Raw genomic sequence first — 17,468 nt, 5'->3', positions numbered from 1 at the left:
ATTCTGTCACCCGGGAATCGAACCGGATCAATCTATTTCCGAAAGCCTGAGGGGCCGTGTCTCTCGTGAACCAGGCGGGTGTCGATGCCGCGACAGACCGCTGACAACTGCCCGGCCACTATTGCAGGAGAGGACGACCCCCATATGGCGCCGAGTACGGCAATACCCTTGAACCCGAGAGACGCGGCCGTGACTGCCCGCTGAGCATCGAGCCCCCCCAGGGCAAAGACGGTGTCGTCGGTCCGGGACAGAAAGCGTTTTAAATCCGCGTGCTCAAACGCAGCTCGGTAGTTTTGCTTGGAGATACTGTCGAAGACGGGACTGAGCAATATATAGTCGAACAGGCCGTCCGGTTCGGGGATGTCCGCGATCCGATGAAAGGCGGAAGACAGGCGGCACCCCGGCATCGCCAGCCTGAATTGCCGGACGTCTGGCAGGCTGCGCATTCTTTCCTTTTCACTGAAATGAATGCCCCTGAGGTCGAAGTGGAAGAGCAGATCCGGATGGTCGTGGACCATGATCCGCCGGTGAAAGGCAGCGGGGACCTGTTTCAGGTAGTCGGCGATTTGCCTGTCGCTTTGTCCGGGCTTTCGAAGGTGCACGGTGGCCGAGGACTGTTGCACAATCCGGCAGACCACTTCGGGTTCATCGAGGATATCGTCAGGGGGAGTGATGATGATCAGGTGCATATCGTGCCTCAACATTGATTTTTCCAGACACGACGTTTGCCTAAGATTTTTCATTTCCTGAGAAAAAAAAGCGAGACGGAGCGCAGCACAGTTGATGAGTTGAACATTTTTGAAACGTCGAACATCGAACATCCAACGTTGAACATCGAATGATGAAGTCGCTTCGCTCCGCAAGTTTGAAGTAGGCGGAATACCTTATTTAACGTTCGAATGTTGGACGTTCGATGTTTATTTTTTATCCATCTTCTGCTTCAATTTCTTTTCGATTTCGGCAAACAGGTCCTGTTTCTTCTGATCGTGCTGGGCCTTGATGGACGCCACCTTCTCTTTCATGACATCCTTGCCTTTTTTAAATTTTTTCAGCTCCTGCTCCAGGCGGCTCTCTTCGGTGTCCCGCGGCAGTTCCTCGATGGCCAGGTGGTTGCCCACGACGATCCGATCATTGAATCCGCTTATCACCGTATCGACGATGCCCTGCTCCTTGAACCGGTTGAGCAGGTAACTGCCCTTTTCGTCCGAATAGTCGAGCAGCCGGCAGACCGACTCGATAGCAGGCGGCGCACCCTCCCGGTGCTCCAAAACCCGGACAGCCGCCACAAACAGATGGGCGGTGGAATACAAATCGTTTGATTTCATGATGGTCAATCCCTGCTTTGCATGGTTTTGGGGCCGGCCGTTTGCGGCCAATTTCTTGACATCCCCCGGCAAGGAGAGTAACATTTGTCGGTGAATTGTCAAGCGGCAACCGGCCCGCGCTTTCCGGGCCCGATATTCCTGCAAACCATTATCATTCAAGGGTGTTGAAACCGTATTGCGCGTCATCGGCGCAGCCGGTGTCGACCATTCCAAACAGACAATCGGGGGATGAAATCATGACGGAAATTATCGATGTAACGGCGAGAGAAATCCTGGATTCCAGAGGCAACCCCACTGTGGAGGTGGAGATGATGCTGGCCTGCGGTGCCACCGGCCGGGCGGCGGTTCCCTCCGGCGCATCCACGGGCACGCGCGAGGCCCTGGAGCTGCGCAACACCCGCGCCAAGCGCTACGGCGGCAAGGGAGTGGTCACCGCCGTACAAAATGTCAACACCACCATCGCCGATGAAATCCGTGGGATGGACGCCTCCGACCAGTTGACCCTGGATGCCTGCATGCTGGCCCTGGACGGCACGGCCAACAAATCCAAGCTGGGCGCCAACGCCATCCTGGGCGTCTCCATGGCGGCAGCCCGGGCGTCGGCCTCGGCTTTCGGCCTGCCCCTTTTCCGATACCTGGGCGGTGTCAACGCCAGAATCCTGCCGGTGCCCATGATGAATGTCATCAACGGCGGGGCCCACGCCGCCAACAACCTGGACATCCAGGAGTTCATGATCGTCCCCTTCGGTGCGACGACCATAGTTCAGGCCATCCAGATGGGCGCCGAGACGTTTCACGCCCTGAAAAAAATTCTCAAGGCCAAGGGGCTGAGCACGGCCGTGGGTGACGAAGGCGGCTTTGCACCGGATCTCAAATCCAATGAAGAGGCCCTGAGCTTTATCATGGAAGCCATCAAGGCCGCCGGCTACACTCCCGGTAAGGATATGGGCCTGGCCCTGGACGTGGCCGCCAGCGAACTGTACGAGAAGAAAAAATATGTCCTCAAGGGCGAGAACAAATCTTTGTCCGCCGTGGAAATGGTCGATTATTTCGAAGATCTGGTAGAAAAATACCCGATCCTGTCCATCGAGGACGGCCTGGCCGAGCAGGACTGGGAAAACTGGGCCGTGCTGACCGAACGGCTGGACGAATACATCCAGATCGTGGGCGACGATATTTTCGTCACCAATCCCGCCATTTTTGCCAAGGGCATCGAAGACGGCATCGCCAATTCCATTCTGATCAAACTGAACCAGATCGGCACGGTTACCGAAACCCTCGATGCCATCGAAATGGCCAAGCAGGCCGGGTACACCACCGTGATCTCCCACCGCAGCGGTGAAACCGAAGACGCGTTTATCGCCGACCTGGCCGTGGCGGTAAACAGCGGCCAGATCAAAACCGGTTCGCTCTCGCGGTCCGACCGCATCGCAAAATACAACCAGCTGATCCGCATCGAAGAAAAACTGGGCAAGGGTGCGCAATTTGCCAAGGAGATCTTCATTGGCGATTAACCCTACCGCCCTGAGGAAAAAGAGATCGTTGACACCGGTACGGGCCGCCTTCTTCATTGCCGCCATATCGGTAACGCTCGCCATGGCGGCAGCCCCGTATCGGGCTGTCGCCTATGTTCTCGAAGGCCCCCATGTCCTCGAACTCAGCGCCAAAGCCATGGGCAGCATCGCCGCCCTTCAAACCAATCAGAAACTACTGATCTATCCGCAATCGCCGGAAGCGGCGCCGACCGTTTATGATGAAACCGCCACCTATGTGATGCCGGAACGGTTTCGGTCGGACATCGTTTCCGACCAGATCCAGCGAACTCACCTGGTGTTTGCCGACAGCTCGATCACGGTGATCGACGGTCGGATGACCCTGGGCGAAAGCCCGTTCGATCTTTACCAGCAGCTGCTGCGAAGCCGAACCCGGCCGCGCCTGATGCGAACCCTCAACCGGCTGGGCGTCGAGACGGCCATATCCAGTTTGGGGCGGATTAAGGAAACGGTGGTGTTCGTCCTGGGCGCACGCTATCCCGATGAATCGGCATCCCAACTGGCCATCGACAAGGAGACCTTTCTTCCCATTCGCCTGCTTCTGGTGGACCAGGGGTCGACGGACGCCGGCAGACGCCTGGAGATTTTTTACCGGAACTGGCAGAAGGTTCAAAGCGGCTGGTTTCCGTATCAGGTGGATTTTACGGTCAACGGCCGCCTCGCCCGGGAGATCCGTGTTACCGATCTTCGCCTCAATCCATCCATCCCGTCGGAATTGATGGACCTGGAAGCATTGAAGGCATCGGTTGCCCTGCATAATGCCGATACGCCCCAGGGGCAAAAGCAGGAAGCGGTGGAGGCGGTGCAGCAGGCGGTACAGGACTTTCAGAAAAAATTTGAATAGCCGGTTTTCCAAACCGGTCAAATATGGTACAGGCAGTCGCAATTGAAACTTCCCCGAAGCAGATTGCGGGGAAGTTTCACCATTGCGCAGCGCAGGGATCTGACGTTTTACGAAACCGTCAAAAAATAACGGCTGAGGTTTTTTATGGGTTATGACACCAAGTACATTTTCGTTACCGGAGGGGTCCTCTCCTCCCTGGGCAAGGGCCTGGCATCGGCATCCATCGGCGCCCTGCTGGAAAGCCGCGGACTGACGGTCACCATCCAGAAGCTGGACCCCTATATCAACGTGGACCCGGGGACCATGAATCCTTTTCAGCATGGGGAGGTATTCGTCACCGATGACGGCACCGAAACCGATCTGGACCTGGGGCATTACGAACGGTTCACCAACGCCAAACTGGGCAGGGACAACAATTTCACCACCGGGAAAATCTACCACAGCGTCATCACCAAGGAACGCCAGGGAGAATACCTGGGCGGCACGGTGCAGGTCATCCCCCATATCACCGACGAGATCAAGAACAGCATCCGCAAAGCAGCGAAAAACGTGGATGTGGTCATCGTTGAAATCGGCGGCACCATCGGCGACATCGAAAGCCTCCCCTTTCTGGAAGCCATCCGCCAGTTTCACAACGATGCGGGCAAGGACAACGTCATCTATATCCACCTGACCCTGGTGCCCTATATCGGCACGGCCGGGGAGGTGAAGACCAAGCCCACCCAGCACAGCGTCAAGGAGTTGCGCAGTATCGGCATCCAGCCGGATATCCTTCTGTGCCGCACCGACCGCATGCTTACCCCCGACATCAAAGGCAAAATCGCCATGTTCTGCAATGTGGATGCGGATGCGGTGATCACGGCCAAGGATGTGAGCTGCATCTATGAAGTCCCCCTGTGTTTTCACGAGGAGGGGCTGGATAACAAGATCGTGGAACTGCTTAACATCTGGACCCGCGCCCCCCGCCTGGAGAACTGGGAGGACCTGATCCGGCGGATGAACGATCCTGTCTACGAAGTCACCATCGCAATCGTCGGCAAGTATGTGGATCTCACCGAATCTTACAAGAGCCTCAACGAAGCCCTGATCCATGGCGGAATCCCCAACCGGGCCAAGGTCAACCTGAAATTCGTGGACTCGGAAACCATCGATGCCGACTCCTGCAGCCTGAGCCTGGAAGGGGTCGACGGGATATTGGTTCCCGGCGGCTTCGGCTCACGGGGCGTGGAGGGCAAGATCTGTGCAGCCCGGTATGCCCGGGAAAACGAGATTCCCTATTTCGGCATCTGCCTGGGCATGCAGATCGCCGTCATTGAATTCGCCCGGCACCTGGCCGGACTGGACAAGGCCAACAGCACGGAATTCGATCTGAGTACGCCCCATCCGGTGATCTATCTCATGGAGGAATGGTTCGACGACAAATCCGGCACCATCCAGCGGCGCGACATCCATTCGGAGAAAGGAGGCACCATGCGCCTGGGGGCTTACCCCTGCAAGCTGGAAAAGGAGACCGTCGCCTACCGCGCATATGGCAGGGATACCATTTCCGAACGCCACCGTCACCGCTATGAATTCAACAACGCCTACCTGGAACCGTTGAAAAAGGCCGGCCTCCGGATCTCCGGCATGGCCCCGTCCGGCGAGCTGGTGGAGATTGTGGAAATCGCCGACCACCCCTGGTACCTGGGATGCCAGTTCCATCCGGAATTCAAATCCAGACCCATGACCCCCCACCCCCTGTTCCGCAGCTTCATCGCCGCAGCCCTGAAATACTCGGGCAAACGGGAGATTGAAAAGAAGTAAAACCACACCCCGTTGTCGAAAGGAGCATGAGAACCGGCGCGAACGGTATTCTATCTTTTTCAGGAGCAGGAGAAACAAAGCGACAATAGTAGAGCTATTGGCGCACCGAGCAACGCGGCGGTTCGGGCTGCATCGGCGGTCGAATGCCATCGTATTTATGAATAGGGACACTAAAAATCTCATCAATCTTCAATAGTCAAGAAAAGCCCTCAACTACCGAATAGCCGTTAAGGGCGGACGATATTTCTATCATAAGAAATAACTTGGGTCGATGGACCGTGGATATCCACCTGAATCGATAATAATTTTGAATGGGCAAGGGTTAACATGCCGCCAAATTCAGACAAGTTAATCGATAAGGAAAACAACCCGCACGAGAACGAAGCCGGGAAATTGAACCAGATCCTGGAGGGCAATCCCATCCCCACCTTTGTGGTCGATTCAAACAGCAAGATAACCCACTGGAATCGGGCCTGCGAGTTGCTGACGGATATTCCGGCAGCCGACATGATCGGCACCGATAAACACCGCGAAGCGTTTTATTCCGAACGCCGGGAATTGATGGCCGACCTCATCGTCAGGCGTGCGACCGCCATCGATCTGTCTGCGCTTTACGGCGGCAGATACAAAAGTTCTCAACTCGCCAAAGAGGGTTATGAAGGCGAAGATTTCTTCCCGAAACTCGGAGAAAACGGAAAATGGCTGTTTTTTACCGCGGCGCCGCTGAAAAATGCCCATGGCGATATTATCGGTGCCATCGAAACCCTGCAGGACATTACCCAGCGCCGACTGGCCGAGCAAGGGATTCGCGCCAGCGAAGCGCGCTACCGCCAGCTTTTCGAATCCGCCAATGATGCGATCTTTATTTTAAAGGATGCCAGGGTCGTCGATTGCAACCGTAAAGCCCTGGATCTTTTTAACATGTCCCGAAAGGCTATTCTCGGGCGGTCTCCCATGGGACTTTCCCCCAAAATGCAACCTGGCGGGGCATCGTCCGAAGATGAGGTCAACAGAAGAATATCGGTCGTGTTTCAGAACGTACCCCAGTTGTTCGAATGGCGTTTTCTCAGAACAGACGGATCGCAATTTGACGCGGAGGTCAGTCTGACCCGATTCAAGATTGCCGATTCTCCTCATGCGCTGGCCATCCTTCGGGATATCACCGCGCGGAAAAAAATGATTCAAACCATAAAAGAGCGGAAAACGGAACTGGATGAAAAGAGCCGATATCTTGAAAAAGTCAACCAGGCGTTGAAAGCCTCCCTTGATCATCGGGAAGTTGAAAAACGGGCTGTGGAAGAAAATATGCTGGTCAATCTGAAACGGTTCGTCTTTCCGTATATCGAAGAACTGGGCAAATGCCAGATCAGCACGGATGCCAAAGCCTACTTGAACATCATCGATACCAATCTGAACGACATCGTCTCTCGACTCCCCAAAACCGTTTTCTCCAAATATATCGACCTTACGCCTACGGAGATTCGCATTGCCGATTTTATCCGTAACGGTAAAAACTCCAAAGAAATGGCCCACCTGCTGGGACTGTCACCGAGCTCGGTGCAATGGCATCGAAAAAACATCCGCGAAAAACTGGGGCTGACCAACAAAAAAGTCAATCTGTATACCTATCTGACCTCCCTGGCTGAATAGTCTCATCCATAACACACAAATAGGGTGTTTTTACCCCCCATTTAACCCCACATTGTTTGTTGTCAAGTACCCGTCTGATCCGTCGATATAGAATAGCGTCTGGCCAGTATAGTTTTTCTCTGCCCGGAACCTATTCAAACCAAATTTAATTGGATCGGAGATCGCAATGCAGATGAGAGGAGACAATTTGCAATTTAATGATTTGCCCAACGATACCGGAGAAACCATTCAGGGTGCCCTTCAGGCGCTGAACAAGTATCTGGCAATGATCAACGGCAGGCTTGAGATCCTCTTGCTCTCGGATCTTCCGGAATATGTCATGGCGGATCTGGTCAAAGTCTACCAGGCGGAGCAGGAAGCCAGTCAGATCGTTCGCGGCTTGAATATTTTTTGTCACAAAACCTTTTAATCTCTTTCATTCGATCGACAAGGAGCGCTTAAATGAAAATCAACCTGCAATCCATATCTTCCAAACTGATTCTCGGCGGCCTGGCTGCCGTGTTGATTCCTTTAATCGTTGTCGGGTATCTTTCGTTTTCGAAGGCCCAGACCGCGCTGATGAACGGTTCCAAGGTCCAGGCCCAGGACATCGCCTCGGATTTGGCAAGATTGACCCGAACTGTTATTGAGTCTGAAATGAACAAGGCTGCGGCTATTGCCAGCCAGGAAAGGATTGTCAACCTGATTGAGGCCGTTGATAAAACCGGTATCGAGGCCAATCAGTCTTCAATTGGAGACATCTTTGCCGATCTGGCCCGGCAATTTCACAAGATAGGCAAGCATTATCAGGGGCTTTTTCTTACTGATGTCAGAGGTGAACTCTTTACAGGCGTGCTTGAAGGCGGCAAGGAATACAAAGGTGTCAGTATTGGCGATCGTGATTATTTCAAAGCGGCCGAACAAGAGGGCAACGCGGTTTTAAGTGAGATCGTAATTTCGCAAAGCACCGGCAAACCTATCGCTGTTGTCTGTGTTCCAATAACGACCAGCGGTGGGAAATTTATTGGAACGTTCGGTCTGGTTATCAAGGCCGAATTTTTTACGGAAGTGATTTCAAGCCGCAAAATAGGTGAAACCGGTTACGGTTACATGATCGATCAAAAAGGCCTGATCCTGGCCCATCCGAAAACCGAACATATCATGAAGCTCGATGTCACCACCATCGGTGACATGGCCTCGATCAACAAGCCCATGATGGCCGGTGAGACCGGGGTCGAAGAATACATCTTCAAAGGGGTCAAAAAAATAGCGGGCTTTGCCCCGGTGGGTGTCAACGGCTGGTCCATCAGCGCCACCCAGAACCAGGATGAGTTCCTTGCCGCCTCTGTTTCCATCCGCAATTCCAACATCCTGGTGGCCCTGATCGCCGGCCTGCTGACGGCCGTGGTAATCTTTTTTGCCGCCCGCTCCATCGTGCGACCGATCAACGCCGCCGTTGCCGGCCTTAAAGACATCGCCCAGGGTGAAGGCGACCTGACCATGCGGCTCGAAGCCAGCAGCCGGGACGAGGTCGGCGAACTGGCCAAATGGTTCAACGTGTTTATCGAAAAACTCCAGGGCATCATCCGGGATATCGCCGGGGGCGTCGATACGCTCTCCTCGTCATCAACGGAACTTTCCGCCATATCCGAACAGATGACCCAGGGCATCACCAATGTATCCGACAAGTCCAACACCGTATCCGTCGCCGCCGAGGAGATGAGCGCCAACATGAACACCGTGGCCGCGGCCATGGAGCAGTCGGCCACCAACACCAACATGGTGGCCACGGCGTCCGAGGAGATGTCCTCCACCATCGACGAAATTGCCAAAAATGCCGAAAAAGCCAGGGGAATCTCCGACGAGGCGGCGCACAAGGCGTCCAGCGCATCGGCCAACATGGATCAATTGGGGGTTGCCGCCAATTCCATCGGCAAGGTCATCGAGACCATCACCGACATCTCCGAGCAGGTCAACCTGCTGGCCCTGAATGCCACCATCGAGGCGGCCCGCGCCGGCGAGGCCGGCAAGGGGTTTGCCGTGGTCGCCAACGAAATCAAGGAACTGGCCAAGCAGACCGCCGCCGCCACCCAGGACATCAAGGAAAAAATCGGGGCGATTCAGGGGACCACCTCCATGACCGTGGGCCAGATCACTGAAATCACCAAGGTGATCACCGACGTCAACGATGTGGTGTCCAATATCGCATCGGCCGTCGAGCAGCAATCGGCTGCCACCAAAGAGATCGCCACCAACGTGGCCCAGGCTTCCCAGGGCATTCAGGAAGTCAATGAAAACGTCAACCAGAGTTCGTCGGTGTCCGGTGAAATTTCCCGGGACATCGCCGGTGTCAGTGTATCCATGAATGAGATGTCCACCAGCAGCAGCCAGGTCAACCTCAGTGCCCAGGAGCTTTCCAAGCTTTCAGAAAATCTCAAGCATCTGGTTGATCAGTTCAAAATCTGATCCATTGGCGGGCAGCGGAAACCGGTGATACCGGTTTCCGCTGCTTTGTTATTCAAAAAATTTATTTTTCTGAACAACAACCTGCGGCCGATTTTTCGACCGCGAAAACGCAAATATGCCCATGGCCGCCCCTCATCTTCGAAAAAACTGGACCATCAGCATGACGGCCAGCACCATCAGCAGAAACCGCAGCCATCGCCGGTAGACCTCAGTGGAGATCCGGTCACGGATGCGCATGCCAAGCAGCATCACCGCCAGCCCCAGTCCGGCCAGCGGAGCCGATGCCATCAGGACATCGGTCGTCATCAGTCCGGCCTGGGCGAACACCGCCCCCTGGGTCAATTTGCCGAACAGGAAACAGAAGTTGAAGACCTGGATCATCACCGTTTTGGACATGCGCATTTCCAGGGCAAAAACGATCAGCGCCGGCAGCATGACATTTACCGTGCCGGCAAGGATGCCGGCCGACAGGCCGAAAACGGCAAAGGCGATGCGGGGATGGCGGGGAACCCAGGCAAAACCGGCGCCGAAACGGTCCGCATTAAGATAAATGATCAGCATGGCCGCCATCAGGGGCAGAAAAGGCTCCGGTGAGAAAAAGATCAGCAGCCGGGTGCCGATCAGGCTCCCGATCATGCCGTAGGCGGCCAGGGGCCAGTAAACCGCAATACTGTGAGTCCACCGGCCGCCCCTGAGAATGTTGGCCACATTGAGGAGCACGGTCGGGAGCACCAGAAGAAGGATGGCCGTCCGCACATCTGAAATCAGGGCCAGAAGGGGGGTGGCGATCATGGGAAAACCGATGCCGATGGTGCCGTGGACCAGGGCCGCGAAGGCAATGATGCCGGCATGGATGAGTAAGGTGATGAGCGGGGTCGGGTCGATCGGGTTCACAAGCCTTTCCATAGCTCCACGCACAGCAGGGAGGTAATGACGGTGGGCGTTTCAATGCATCCCCAAAAAGAGAACGGTCGGCGAGAAACCGCCTGCCCCGGTCTCCCGCTGCGCTTATCGACCAAAGACCGGATGGTGAAAATATCCGTGATGAAACCACGCAACCAGAGACCACGCAACCAGTTGACTGAACTGGATAACATGACGTACCATTAATGCGCAGATAGAATGGTAATGATCAAGCTTCAAATGAATTGACGCCCCTTCTGCCGAAATGCTGCCGGTTGTCTCCTGAATCGCCATTCTCCAACTCATTTGAATAAAAGAAGTCATTTTTCGCCTGCGACAATATCGACCGATTTGGCCCACTCCAAGAAGGGGGAATCAATGAAACTGCATAGGATTGCATGGAAAACCATTATTGCAGGCTTCATAGCGGTTCTTCTTATGTGTCGGGCAAGCACCGCGGGACCGGTGCCGATCAAAATCGGATTCGTCGGCGATTTTTCCGAGGTTTCCAAAGCATACACCGAAAATGCCTTCATGGCCGCCCGGATGGCCATATCGGATTTCAATGCCGAAGGAGGGTTTTGGGGAAGGCCCGTACAATTGATCCGGCGGGATGGGGGCAACGATCCGGACCGGCACTACCGGCATGTCATCGACCTGGTGCGTGATGAAAAAATCGTGGCCGTTTTCGGCGGCGCGTCGAGTCTGTGCCTGTTGAAAGCCTCTTCCGCCTGCAAAGCGCAGCAGATCCCATATCTGATATCCATCGGCAACTCACAATCCGTAGTTGTGGAAAACGGTCACCCGTTTGTTTTCATGTTCGAGCCCAACACGCGAATGGAGTCGGTCGGATTCAGCATCTTTGCGACATTGATGCCCTGGCAACGCTACGCCTGGATCGGCCCGGATTATGTCTGGGGACATGATATATTTGGATTTTTCAAGGAGCATTTCGAAAACATCGGTGCTCCCGTCGAGTGGGCCGCCGAGGTCTGGCACCCGCTGGGGACCAAGGATTTCACTAAAAATATCAAACACCTGATCGATGCCAGACCGGATGCCCTGATCGTGGCCACCTGGGGAGAGGATTTGCGGCACTTCATCCGGCAGGCCAAAACCAGCGGCCTGTTTAACAAGATGGCTGCGTTTGGGTGGTTTTCCCTGATTTCAGAAGATGCGGAACACATGCTGCCCGAAGGCATATGGAATGTATCCCGCGGCCCGTTCAACTACCTGGCCGACAAGCACCCCCAGACCAAACGATTCGTCCGCGAGTTCGTCCGGCAGTACAACACCTATCCGTTGGGGTTTACGATCTGCTGCTACGACTCCCTGCTCGCCTGGCGCCAGGCCGTCCTGAATGCCGGATCGGCAAAACCGGCCGCCGTGGCCGACGCGCTCAAAGGGATGCCGTTCGTCGGACTGCGCGGCGACAGCGTTATCCGGGCAATCGATGGGCAGATGAACTGCCCGACGTTCTTCGGCCGCATCGTCTATCGTCCCGAATACCCGATTGCCGTTATCGAATCAGTGATTGAAATTCCGGCGAGCAAGACATGGCTGCCGGAAAACGAGGTGCAGTCCAGACGGTCGATCAGCACCTTAAAAACCGACAACTGATCCTATCCCACACGATTGAGTAAACGTGAAGACACCCATACCCGAACGGTCATCTCAATGAGCGCAAACCGAAAAGTTATCTCGATCATCATCCTGGGAGCCAGCGCCTGCCTGTTAAGTTTCCTCCTCAGCCAGTATTATTCAAAAAAAAGTCACGACAATCAACTCCTGCTGGCCCAGATCCAGCAGATATCGGGAAGAATGGAACAGATCCGGCTTCTCAGCAGAATCTTCATCCAAAACGGCGACCCGGCCACCTGGAATAAAATGATCGAGAATCTGAAAATCGTCCGCCTCGACTTAAAGGCAGCTCCGCAGGTAAACCGTCAATGGCAGAAGGAGATGCAGGCCCTGGAAAAAAGTCTGGCGGAGTTTGATCGGATCATAGCCCTGATCCATGACCCGGCCCTCCGCCTGAAAGAGGAAAAAACCAAGCTTCAAAATATCGGACTCTCCTTTTCAATGGAGGTCGAGGAACGCATTATCACGCCGTACCGAAAAGAAGAAGGCTTACGAATCTATCACGGCGATCCCCTCGATCCATTCAAAACCAGAATCAAAGACACGGCCTATGACCTGGTAGGGTTGCATATTCAACAGCAACTCATATTGCTGGAACTCCTGCTGGATTGGGACCTGCCAGGATACCAACTCAAAAAGCAGGCCATGACCAAAGCGCTGGAAAAGCATAAATCCCAATTGCAGTATATGGCTATCCTCATGGGCAACGAGCCGACCATCAACACCATCATCGACTCCCTTGACCGGAAACTGTCCGACCTGGTTATCCATGAGAAGGTGATTATCGAGCACTTCTCAACCCTCATCACACTCAATGGGAACCTGATCACCGCCGGCGACGGTCTGCTCGACGTCAGTGAAAAGCTATCCGCCAGGATTGATGAGGACATATCCAACGACAACCGGCTCAATAAGGGTTTAAGCTGGGGGCTGCTGATCACTATCCTATGCGGATTGGGGCTTTTAGGGGCAATGCTCGCCGGCGATATCATTCACTTTGTCGAAGACCTGAAAAAGAGCCGGGAGGACGTCAGGGCCAGCGAAAGCAATCTGAAGGTAACCCTGGACTCGATCGGGGATGCCGTCATTGCCACCGACGACAAGGGCGTGGTCACGCGAATGAATCCATCCGCCGAGCGAATGACCGGCTGGTCTTCAGCGGAGGCAGTCGGTCGGCCATTGCCGGAGGTGTTTTGCATCGTCAACGGCCAAACCCGCGAACAAGTGGCCAATCCGGCTGAGAAAGTCCTGGCTGATGGCCACGTTGTCGGATTGGCCAATCACACCGTACTCATCGCCAAAAATGGAAAGGAAATCCAGATCGCCGACAGCGGCGCGCCCATTTGCGGCACCGATGGACGCATCGTAGGGGTGGTGCTGGTCTTCCGGGATGTCACGGAGAGCTATGCCCAGGAGCAGAAAATACGGGAAAGTGAAAAAAGACTCAAAGCGGTCACCGCCAATGTCCCCGGTGTGGTTTATCAATTTACGGCCATTCGGAGTCAGGCGTATACTCATGATTTCGTCAGCGAAAAGGCATCCGAAATATTCCATCTGAAAGCAGACCCGCAGACCTTTTTCAACGATTTCCGCGCCCATCTTCCCGATGACGAGAAAGATCGCTTTATCGCTTCCATCCATGAGTCGGTGAACAGGGTCATCCCCTGGCACTATGAAGGCCGGTTCATCAAACCGGGTGGGAAGAAAATCTGGTTCTCCGGAAATGCCATTCCCCATGAAGTCGGCGACGCGATCGTCTTCTACGGCGTACTGATGGATATAACCCGGCGCAAACTCGCCGAGCAGGAGACCAGAAATCTGAAGGACGCCCTGGAGCAGGCGCAAAAAATGGAAGCCATCGGCACCCTGGCCGGCGGCATCGCCCACGACTTCAACAACATCCTGTCGGCGGTGGTGGGGTATGCGCAGTTAGCCCTCATGGATACGGATGAAAAATCCCACCTGCATCACAACCTGCAGCAGATCTATACCGCCGCCATGCGTGCCGGCGATCTGGTGCGTCAGATCCTGGCCTTCAGCCGCCAGGCGGAACGAAAACCCGAACCCCTGCAGGTCGCCCCGCTGATCAAAGAAGCGATGAAGATGCTGCGCTCCTCCCTGCCCACAACGATCGAAATAAAGCAAAACATCAGCACCCGGACGGATAACGTGATGGCCGATCCGACCCAGATTCATCAGATCGTAATGAATTTGTGCACCAATGCCGCCCAATCCATGGAGGAAACCGGTGGACGAATGACGGTCGGCCTGGAGCAAATCCATCTGACCGCCGCCGATCATCACCACTATCCGGGGCTCGATGCGGGTGATTACATCAGGCTCACCATCCAGGACACCGGTCACGGTATTGCCCCTGAAATCAAGGAAAAGATTTTCAATCCCTACTTCACCACCAAAGACCGGGGAAAGGGTACCGGACTGGGGCTATCCGTGGTTCACGGCATCGTGCAAAGCTACGGCGGGAGAATTTATGTTCACAGCAAACCCGATTCAGGCACCACCTTCGATGTCTTCCTGCCGGCGATCAGGGACCAAGCCATTTTGGAGCGACAGGAAAAAAGTGATTTACCGACCGGCAACGAAACCATTCTGCTGGTGGATGACGAAACGATTCTGGTCGAAGTGGGTCAACAGATTTTGCAGCGACTGGGCTATACCGTATTGGTCTGCAGCGATAGCCTGGAAGCCTTGAAGCGGTTCAACCAGGCCCCGGGTGAGATCGATCTGGTCATCAGCGACATGACCATGCCGAAAATGACCGGTGACAAACTGGCCGCCCGCATGCTGCAGACCCGCCCGGACCTGCCGGTCATCCTGTGCACCGGCTTCAGCAGCAAATTTACGGAAAAGGAAGCCGCTGAAATCGGAGTAAAAGCATTGGCCTACAAACCGCTGGTCGCAGCGGAGATGGCCCTGTTGGTCCGAAAGGTGCTGGGTGAAAATAAAAACCCGGTTGGAAAAAAGTAATGGCGATACGCACGCGCCGTTGAAATTCGGCCATATCGCTCATTTCAAGGTAAAAAAGCGTTATTGCCTCAAACCGGTTGAGACGTCCGTCGATACAGGGTCACTCCCATCAAGGCGAAAGCCGCAAACGCAGCACCGGCGATGAACGTTGCCGAGGCACCCCAGACACTCCACAACACGCCGGCGATGACGCTGGCCATCAGCAGCGCAATACCGGTAACCAGGTTGAAAATGCCGAAGGCCGTGCCGCGCAGCGCGGAGGGAGCCGTATCGGCCACCAGTTTGGCAAACAGCCCCTGCGTGAGCCCCATGTGCAGTCCCCAGAGGGCGGCGCCGATAAACGTCACCAGTGGAGATGCGGCGGCAGCCAATACGACATCGGCAACCACCAGTACGGCAAGCCCCAGGATAAGCAGCGGCCGGGAATTCACCCGATCGGCAAGAATACCCGCGGGATAGGCTGAAGCGGCGTAGACGACATTCATGACGACCATCATCAACGGCACGTAACCGAGGGCAAGCCCGACCGATTGTGCCCGCAGCACCAGAAACGCCTCGCTGAACCGGGCCAGGGTAAATACCGCACCCAGCAGCACGATCAGCCAATAGCGAGCCGGCAGACGCCTGGCAATATTAAGCGAAACCGGGTTGCGCAGGCCGGCGCCGGTCTTGGCCTTATCGGGCTCCCGGACCCCGAATACCAGCAACCCCACGGCCATGAATGCCGGAATCACCGCCACCCACAGCACCGCCCGGATATTGTTGGCGAACCATGCCATCAGGGCCACGGCGCACAGCGGGCCCAGGAATGCGCCGACGGAATCAAGGGCTTGGCGGAGGCCGTAGGCCGCCCCCCGTTGATCACCGGGGACGATGTCGGCAACCAGCGCATCACGGGGTGCGCCGCGAATTCCCTTGCCGATCCGGTCGACGAACCGCGCCCCAAAAACCCAGCCGATGGTGGCAGCCAACGGGAACACGGGTTTGGTAACCGCGCCAAGCCCGTAGCCGATGACGGCAAGCAGCTTGCGTTTGCCAAGATAGTCGCTGATCGTACCCGAGAAAACCTTGGTGATCGCGGCGGAAGCTTCGGCAATCCCCTCGATGATGCCGATGGCCGTCATGGACACCCCCAGGGTAGTGGCCATGAAAACCGGCAGCAGACTGTGAATCAGCTCCGAAGAGATGTCCATCAGCAGGGAGACCCCCCCCAGGGCCCAGATGCCCGGCGGCAGGGCGTTGAATCGGTTTCGCGACTTCCCGTTTCCAGTGCGCATAGGGGAACCTTCTTTAAAGAAAATGGCTTTTACGCTATATCAATCAAGAGGATGCGATGAAGGCTTAGACGGAAGTGCAACGGAATGCAAATAAAATTAAACCGATCTGAACGCTTTCCCGGACGATGGAATGAAAAGGAGATTGCAGCTATGGGTCAGGATGGCATTGCGGTGGAAAAAAAAGGACGGATGGCCATGGTGATGCTCCGGCGGCCGGGACGGCTGAATGCCTTCAACCGGGCCATGTTCGAACAGCTGGAAGATGCCGCCCGGGAGCTTGCCGTTGCCCCCCTGCCGAGAACCGTGATCCTCACCGGGTCCGGGTCAAAGGCTTTCTGTTGCGGATTTGACGTCAACCCGGACAATCCCATGGTGGCTGAGATGGCCCGCGCCATGGAGCGTCGCGAAAAGGAACCGATTACCCGATCGATTGAAGCCTTGCGTTCGGCCGTGGACCGCTTCGTGGCCCTGCCCGTCCCCATCATTGCGGCGATCAACGGGAACGCTTTCGGCGGAGGGGCCGAACTGGCCGTTCGCTGTGATCTGCGCGTGATGGACCCCGATGCGGAAATATGTTTTTCCGAGGTCCGGCTGGGGTTGATGCCGGATTGGGGGGGAGGGGCAACCCTGACGCATCTGATCGGGTCGGCAGCGGCGGCGGACCTCATCCTGAGCGCCCGCCGGGTCGGGGCCGAGGAAGCCCTGCGGATGGGCCTGGTGAATCGGATCAGCGCCCCGGGAAAAGCCGTTGATGAAGCGGTGCGGATGGCGGAGGTGATCATGCGCAACGGCCCGCGGGCTGTGCAGAGTGCGCTGACGGTGATCCGTGCCGGCCGCAATCTCTCCCTGCAGGCCACGCTCGACCTGGAACAGCACACGGCGGTGGACCTGATTGCTTCCGGCGAGTGCCTGCACGGCATCGGGGCTTTTTTGACCGGACAGACACCGGATTTTCCGGATCCGTCCCCTGAAGGTATGGCCGAATAGGTTGGGGGCATTCAATCCACTATTTTCCCTGATCCGGAAAAAGGGGGAATCA

The 17,468-nt window shown here is 55.7% G+C and carries 13 protein-coding genes; 9 read left to right on the top strand and 4 right to left on the bottom strand.

Annotated elements, in window-relative coordinates:
- Nucleotides 1-32: 32 nt before the first annotated feature.
- Together ACHZBS_RS18805 and ACHZBS_RS18800 are read right to left on the bottom strand one after the other, a co-directional pair.
- Nucleotides 33-704 carry a thiamine phosphate synthase gene (locus ACHZBS_RS18805; protein ID WP_319408064.1) on the bottom strand — a complete coding sequence of 224 codons (672 nt, stop codon included), beginning with the start codon at nt 702-704 and terminating at the stop codon, nt 33-35.
- A gap of 213 nt (nt 705-917) precedes the next feature.
- Nucleotides 918-1,325 carry a hypothetical protein gene (locus ACHZBS_RS18800; RefSeq protein WP_319408063.1) on the bottom strand — a complete coding sequence of 136 codons (408 nt, stop codon included), beginning with the start codon at nt 1,323-1,325 and terminating at the stop codon, nt 918-920.
- A gap of 236 nt (nt 1,326-1,561) precedes the next feature.
- On the opposite strand from ACHZBS_RS18800, the gene eno reads away from it, so the two are divergent.
- The 6 genes from eno (at nt 1,562) to ACHZBS_RS18770 (ending at nt 9,620) form a co-directional block, all read left to right on the top strand.
- A complete protein-coding gene (gene eno, locus ACHZBS_RS18795) occupies nt 1,562-2,839 on the top strand; it encodes a phosphopyruvate hydratase (protein WP_319408062.1) in 1,278 nt (425 codons plus the stop codon).
- The gene (locus tag ACHZBS_RS18790; protein WP_319408061.1) at nt 2,829-3,722 is read left to right on the top strand and encodes a hypothetical protein; all 894 of its coding nucleotides are present in this window, start codon (nt 2,829-2,831) and stop codon (nt 3,720-3,722) included. Before eno ends, ACHZBS_RS18790 begins: the two co-directional genes overlap by 11 nt.
- 144 nt (nt 3,723-3,866) lie before the next feature.
- Nucleotides 3,867-5,525 carry a CTP synthase gene (locus tag ACHZBS_RS18785; protein WP_319408060.1) on the top strand — a complete coding sequence of 553 codons (1,659 nt, stop codon included), beginning with the start codon at nt 3,867-3,869 and terminating at the stop codon, nt 5,523-5,525.
- A gap of 327 nt (nt 5,526-5,852) precedes the next feature.
- Nucleotides 5,853-7,175, top strand: coding sequence for a PAS domain S-box protein (locus ACHZBS_RS18780; protein WP_319408059.1), 1,323 nt, complete (start codon nt 5,853-5,855; stop codon nt 7,173-7,175).
- 187 nt (nt 7,176-7,362) lie between these two features.
- Nucleotides 7,363-7,584: a hypothetical protein gene (locus tag ACHZBS_RS18775; protein ID WP_319408058.1), complete on the top strand. Its 222-nt coding sequence runs from the start codon at nt 7,363-7,365 to the stop codon at nt 7,582-7,584.
- A 32-nt stretch (nt 7,585-7,616) separates the two neighbouring features.
- The gene (locus ACHZBS_RS18770) at nt 7,617-9,620 is read left to right on the top strand and encodes a methyl-accepting chemotaxis protein (protein WP_319408057.1); all 2,004 of its coding nucleotides are present in this window, start codon (nt 7,617-7,619) and stop codon (nt 9,618-9,620) included.
- Between the two features lie 132 nt (nt 9,621-9,752).
- On the opposite strand, the gene ACHZBS_RS18765 is transcribed toward ACHZBS_RS18770, so the two are convergent.
- Nucleotides 9,753-10,514 carry a sulfite exporter TauE/SafE family protein gene (locus ACHZBS_RS18765; RefSeq protein ID WP_319408056.1) on the bottom strand — a complete coding sequence of 254 codons (762 nt, stop codon included), beginning with the start codon at nt 10,512-10,514 and terminating at the stop codon, nt 9,753-9,755.
- Between the two features lie 387 nt (nt 10,515-10,901).
- On the opposite strand from ACHZBS_RS18765, the gene ACHZBS_RS18760 reads away from it, so the two are divergent.
- Both ACHZBS_RS18760 and ACHZBS_RS18755 read left to right on the top strand, forming a co-directional pair.
- Entirely contained in the window at nt 10,902-12,143 is a 1,242-nt protein-coding gene (locus ACHZBS_RS18760) for an ABC transporter substrate-binding protein (RefSeq protein WP_319408055.1), read from the top strand.
- 57 nt (nt 12,144-12,200) lie between these two features.
- On the top strand, nt 12,201-15,152 hold the full coding sequence (locus ACHZBS_RS18755) for an ATP-binding protein (RefSeq protein WP_319408054.1): 2,952 nt from the start codon (nt 12,201-12,203) through the stop codon (nt 15,150-15,152).
- A 68-nt stretch (nt 15,153-15,220) separates the two neighbouring features.
- Here the strand turns inward: ACHZBS_RS18755 and ACHZBS_RS18750 are convergent, their stop codons facing one another.
- Nucleotides 15,221-16,429, bottom strand: a complete 1,209-nt coding sequence (locus ACHZBS_RS18750; RefSeq protein WP_319408053.1) for an MFS transporter — start codon at nt 16,427-16,429, stop codon at nt 15,221-15,223.
- Between the two features lie 150 nt (nt 16,430-16,579).
- Between ACHZBS_RS18750 and ACHZBS_RS18745 the strand changes: the two genes are divergently transcribed.
- Entirely contained in the window at nt 16,580-17,416 is an 837-nt protein-coding gene (locus ACHZBS_RS18745; RefSeq protein ID WP_319408052.1) for an enoyl-CoA hydratase/isomerase family protein, read from the top strand.
- Nucleotides 17,417-17,468 lie beyond the last annotated feature (52 nt).

The sequence above is a fragment of the uncultured Desulfosarcina sp. genome (assembly GCF_963664155.2).
Lineage (GTDB): Bacteria > Desulfobacterota > Desulfobacteria > Desulfobacterales > Desulfosarcinaceae > Desulfosarcina.
The sequence above is the reverse complement of the archived record's forward strand: the minus strand, read 5'-3'. Positions and strand labels throughout refer to the sequence as shown.